Source organism: Clavibacter lycopersici, assembly GCF_003576405.1.
GTDB classification, from domain to species: Bacteria; Actinomycetota; Actinomycetes; order Actinomycetales; family Microbacteriaceae; genus Clavibacter; species Clavibacter lycopersici.
Genome location: NZ_QWGT01000249.1, coordinates 1 through 3,969 on the forward strand (window position 1 = coordinate 1; position 3,969 = coordinate 3,969).

The following is a 3,969-nucleotide window of genomic DNA, read 5'->3' on the forward strand; positions in this document are numbered from 1 at the left end:
GTCGCGGGGACGGCCTCGGGCGCAGGGACCGCCGCGGGCCGCTCGCCCGAACGGCGGCGGTGTCGCTCGGCCTCGGTGGCGGCCTCGACCGTCGCCAGCGCGAGCGTGGCCGCGAAGAGCCCGCGGCCGGTCTCGGTGCCGGCCTCCAGCCCGTCGCGGATGGCGCGGAAGGCGATGCCGCGCGCCTCGAGCCCGTTGAGGATCCGTACCACGTCGGCGACGGACGGGCCCAGCCGGTCGAGGCGGACGACGAGCAGCTCGTCGTTCTCGCGGAGGTAGTCGAGCGCGTCCTGCAGGCCGGGGCGCGGGGCCTTGGGGCCGCCGGCGACGTCGACGAAGATCCGCTCGCATCCGGCCGCGTCGAGGGCGTCGACCTGGTCCTGGTACGACTCCTCGGAGCGCGCGACGCGGACGTACCCGACGAGCGTGGTCATGCATCCCCCCTCATGGCGTGCGCTCCCGCGTCACGCGACGACGGGCGGGTGCCGGTGAGGCGCCCGCCCGTCCACGTCACGTGCGGCTCAGCTCGCGTCGCCGGACTGCGGCGACGCCGTGTCCTTCTTCTCCTGCAGGCGCTCGATCTGCTCGCTCGCCTCCGCCTTGTTCAGGTCGGCGGGGATCTCCTCGCCGGCCTGCGTGGCGAGCGAATCGAGGTAGCTGCGCTGCGCGCCCGTCATCGGCTCGTCGCCCGTGACCCACGTGCTCGGGTCCTTCTCGGCGCTCTGGGGCGGCGTGGGGGTGGAGGAGCCGAGCATCTCCTTGTCGTCGCCGCCTGTGGTGTCCTGGTTCGCATCGCTCATGGTGGTGCCTCCTCGTGTGGTGCCTCCGACGCTACTCGCGACCGGCGACACCGGACGGGTGCCGGCGTCGTCCACGACGCCGGGCGGCTAGCGCCGACCGCCGCGCAGGAGCGCCTCGCGGTGGCCGGTGACGGCCTGCAGCAGGCGCCGCTCGTCGTCGAGGTGCCCGGCCTCCGAGCGCCCCGACGCCGCCGGCCGCTCGGAGAGCATGCGCTGGCGCGCGAACGCCAGCCGGGTGGCGTCGCGGGTGAACGCCCCCATCGCGCGTCCCGCGTCGCCTCCTCGGGTGCGCGCCCAGAGCCGCGCGCGACGACGGCCCTGCCAGGTGCTCAGCATCTCGACCTCGGCGGGCGTGAACCAGCCGACGGCCGCGTACTCGCGGAGGCGGCGGCGCGTGAGGTGGATCTCGTAGCGGCGCAGCAGGATCACCACGGTCACGAGGAAGGCGAAGATCGGCACCTGGAGGAGCACGTAGAAGGAGAGGAAGTCGCCCGTGATGGTGACGCCCGTGTTCCAGAGGGCGTGCAGGACGATGGCGCCGACGAGCCCCAGCGCGCCGAAGCCGAGGGCCGCGCCGGGACCGCGGCGCGCGCCGTAGCCGATGGCGATGCCGGTGATCATCGTGAAGGTCACGTGCGCGAACGGCGAGAAGAGTCCGCGCAGCACGAAGGTGCCGACGAGCGTGCCGGTGGTGCCCGAGACGAGGGGGCCGCCGAAGTAGACGATGTTCTCCGTGAAGGCGAAGCCGGCCGCGATGGTCGCGCCGTAGACGACGCCGTCCACCGGCCCGTCGAAGTGGCGGCGCGCGACCCAGAAGATGAGGAGCAGGCCGATCGCCTTCGCCGACTCCTCCACCACGGGCGCCTGGACGGCGAGCTGCAGGAACTCCGTGTACCGCGTGGGCACGCCGATCGCGAGGCGCGCGTACTGCGCGACGAGGTCGAAGGCGAGCGCGATGGCCACCGACGCGGCCGCGCCCCACAGCAGCGCGAAGAGCAGCGCGAGCCGCGGCTCGGGCTCCCACCGGTCGACCCAGCGGATGGCGAGGAGGACGCCGGCGAGCGGGATGAGGGCGAGGAGCGCGCAGATCGCGACCGCCTCGATCCCGAGGCTGAGCACGAGGTAGGCCGCGACCACGAGGCCGACGAGCAGCAGCACGGCGACGCCCGCCACGCCGAGCACGGCCGAGGCGGTGATGCGCGAGGGCGGCTGCGGGGTCGGCAGCTCCATGGACGGCGGCGGCGAGGCCGGCGAGGGGCGGTGGACGCTCACGGGGGTGGACGGGTCGGTCACGACGGCCCTCTCTTCGGCGGATCGGCGTCGCCAGCCTACCGGCGGGATCGGCCGCCGTCCGGGTCGGATCCGCGCGGGGACGCGGTATCGGATCGCCGTCTGATCAGGCCGCCTTGCCGGGGTTCAGGATGCCGAGCGGGTCGAACACGCGGCGGATCCCCGCGGCCAGCCCCATGACGTCGTCGCCCAGCTCGTCGGCGAGCCAGCGCCGCTTGAGGAGGCCGACGCCGTGCTCGCCCGTGAGCGTGCCACCGAGGTCGACCGCGGCGCGGAAGAGGAGGTCGGCTGCGCGCCAGACGACTTCGGGGATGCCGGTCGCGTCGCCGTCGGGCGTGGTCGGGTCCGCCGGGAGGAGGAAGTTCGGATGCAGGTTCCCGTCGCCGGCGTGCGCGACGGTCGGTATCTCGAGGCCCGTCTCGCGCTCGATCTCGCGGATCCGCGCGAGCATGTCGGCCAGGCGCGAGCGCGGCACGGCGACGTCCTCGATGAGCACGCGGCCGCGGGCGGCGAGCGCCGGGTGGAACGCGCGGCGGATCGCGAGCAGGCGCTCCCCCTCGTCGGCGTCGTCGGTGACGTCGGCGGTGCCGCCGCAGGCTCCGACGACCTCGACCACGCGCGCGGCCTCATCGACGGCGTCCGGGCCGTCGCAGCGCACGAGGAGGTGGGCGGATCCGCGGGCGGCGTGCTCGGTGCCGAGGAACGCGTCGATGGCGACGAGCGCGCCCTGGTCGATGAGCTCCATCGCGGCGGGCCGGATGCGCGCGGCCGTGATCGCGGACGCCGCGGCCGCCGCCGAGGTGGAGTCGGGGAAGAAGGCGGCGACGGTCGACGGCGTCGCGGTCGGCAGCGGCCGGAGGCGCACGGTCGCGCGCACGATGACGCCGAGCGTGCCCTCGGAGCCGATCATGAGCGCCGTGAGGTCGTAGCCCGTGACGCCCTTGACGATGCGGTGGCCGGTGTCGATCACGCGGCCGTCGGCGAGCACGACCGTGAGCGCGAGGACCGCCTCACGGGTGACCCCGTACTTGGCGCACAGCAGGCCACCGGCGTTGGTGGCGATGTTGCCGCCGATGGTGGAGATGGCCTTGCTCGCGGGATCCGGCGAGTACCAGAGGCCGAGCGGCGCGAGCACGGCGTTGAGGTCGTCGTTGAGGACGCCGGGCTCGACGACCGCGAGCTCGTCGGCCGCGCTGACCTCCAGGATCCGGTCCATGCCCCGCACCGACAGCACGATCTCGCCCTCCGTCGCGGTGGCACCGCCCGCGAGGCCAGTGCCCGCACCGCGCGTGACGACCGGGGTGCCGGTGGCGCTCGCGATGCGGAGCGTGGCGACGACGTGCTCCACCTCGGTCGCGCGGACGACGGCGATCGGATCAGCCGGGCTGCGGTAGCCGGAGCGGTCGGAGCGCGCGTCGTCGAGGGAGGCCGGGTCGGTCGCGACGACGTCGCCGAGGGCCGCGACGAGCTCCGCGCGGACGGCGCCGGCGGAGGCGGAGGGGGCGGTGACCACGTCGTCGATCATGCGATCCACCCTAGGTCGCGCGCCCGCCGCGGTCGGGGGCGTCGGGCAGGCTGGGCGCATGGACTCCCCCGGTGCCGCGCCCGCGCACGTCGCCCGCACGCTGCTCGAGGTCCCCGCGCCGTTCGACGGCGGCGGCGTGATCCGGTTCCTCTCCTGGCACGCGGTCACCGGCGCGGAGGAGGGCGACGCCACGTCGTTCACGCAGTCGGCGCGGCTCGCGCACGGCGCGGGGACCGTGACCGTGCTGCTCCTCGACCGCGAGCCCGGCGACGACGCGGACGCGCGCATCGAGGTGACCACGCGCGTCGAGCACGCCGCCGACGCCGCCGAGCTCCTGGCCGGCACGCGCCGCCT

The 3,969-nt window shown here is 75.1% G+C and carries 5 protein-coding genes; 1 reads left to right on the plus strand and 4 read right to left on the minus strand.

What is annotated here, in order from left to right:
- From DZG00_RS13205 to DZG00_RS13220, 4 genes are all read right to left on the minus strand, one after another.
- The coding region (locus DZG00_RS13205) for a recombinase family protein (RefSeq protein WP_147360005.1) at positions 1 to 434 on the minus strand (434 nt) is incomplete at its 3' end.
- A gap of 87 nt (positions 435 to 521) precedes the next feature.
- On the minus strand, positions 522 to 800 hold the full coding sequence (locus tag DZG00_RS13210) for a DUF3072 domain-containing protein (RefSeq protein ID WP_119382090.1): 279 nt from the start codon (positions 798 to 800) through the stop codon (positions 522 to 524).
- Between the two features lie 87 nt (positions 801 to 887).
- Positions 888 to 2,093: a PrsW family intramembrane metalloprotease gene (locus tag DZG00_RS13215; protein ID WP_119382091.1), complete on the minus strand. Its 1,206-nt coding sequence runs from the start codon at positions 2,091 to 2,093 to the stop codon at positions 888 to 890.
- A gap of 103 nt (positions 2,094 to 2,196) precedes the next feature.
- Positions 2,197 to 3,615 (minus strand): FAD-binding oxidoreductase, encoded by a 1,419-nt coding sequence (locus tag DZG00_RS13220; RefSeq protein ID WP_119382092.1) that lies wholly within the window; start codon positions 3,613 to 3,615, stop codon positions 2,197 to 2,199.
- Between the two features lie 58 nt (positions 3,616 to 3,673).
- Here DZG00_RS13220 and DZG00_RS13225 point away from each other — a divergent pair.
- Positions 3,674 to 3,969: AlkA N-terminal domain-containing protein (locus DZG00_RS13225; protein WP_304650938.1), on the plus strand; the 296-nt coding region annotated here is incomplete at its 3' end.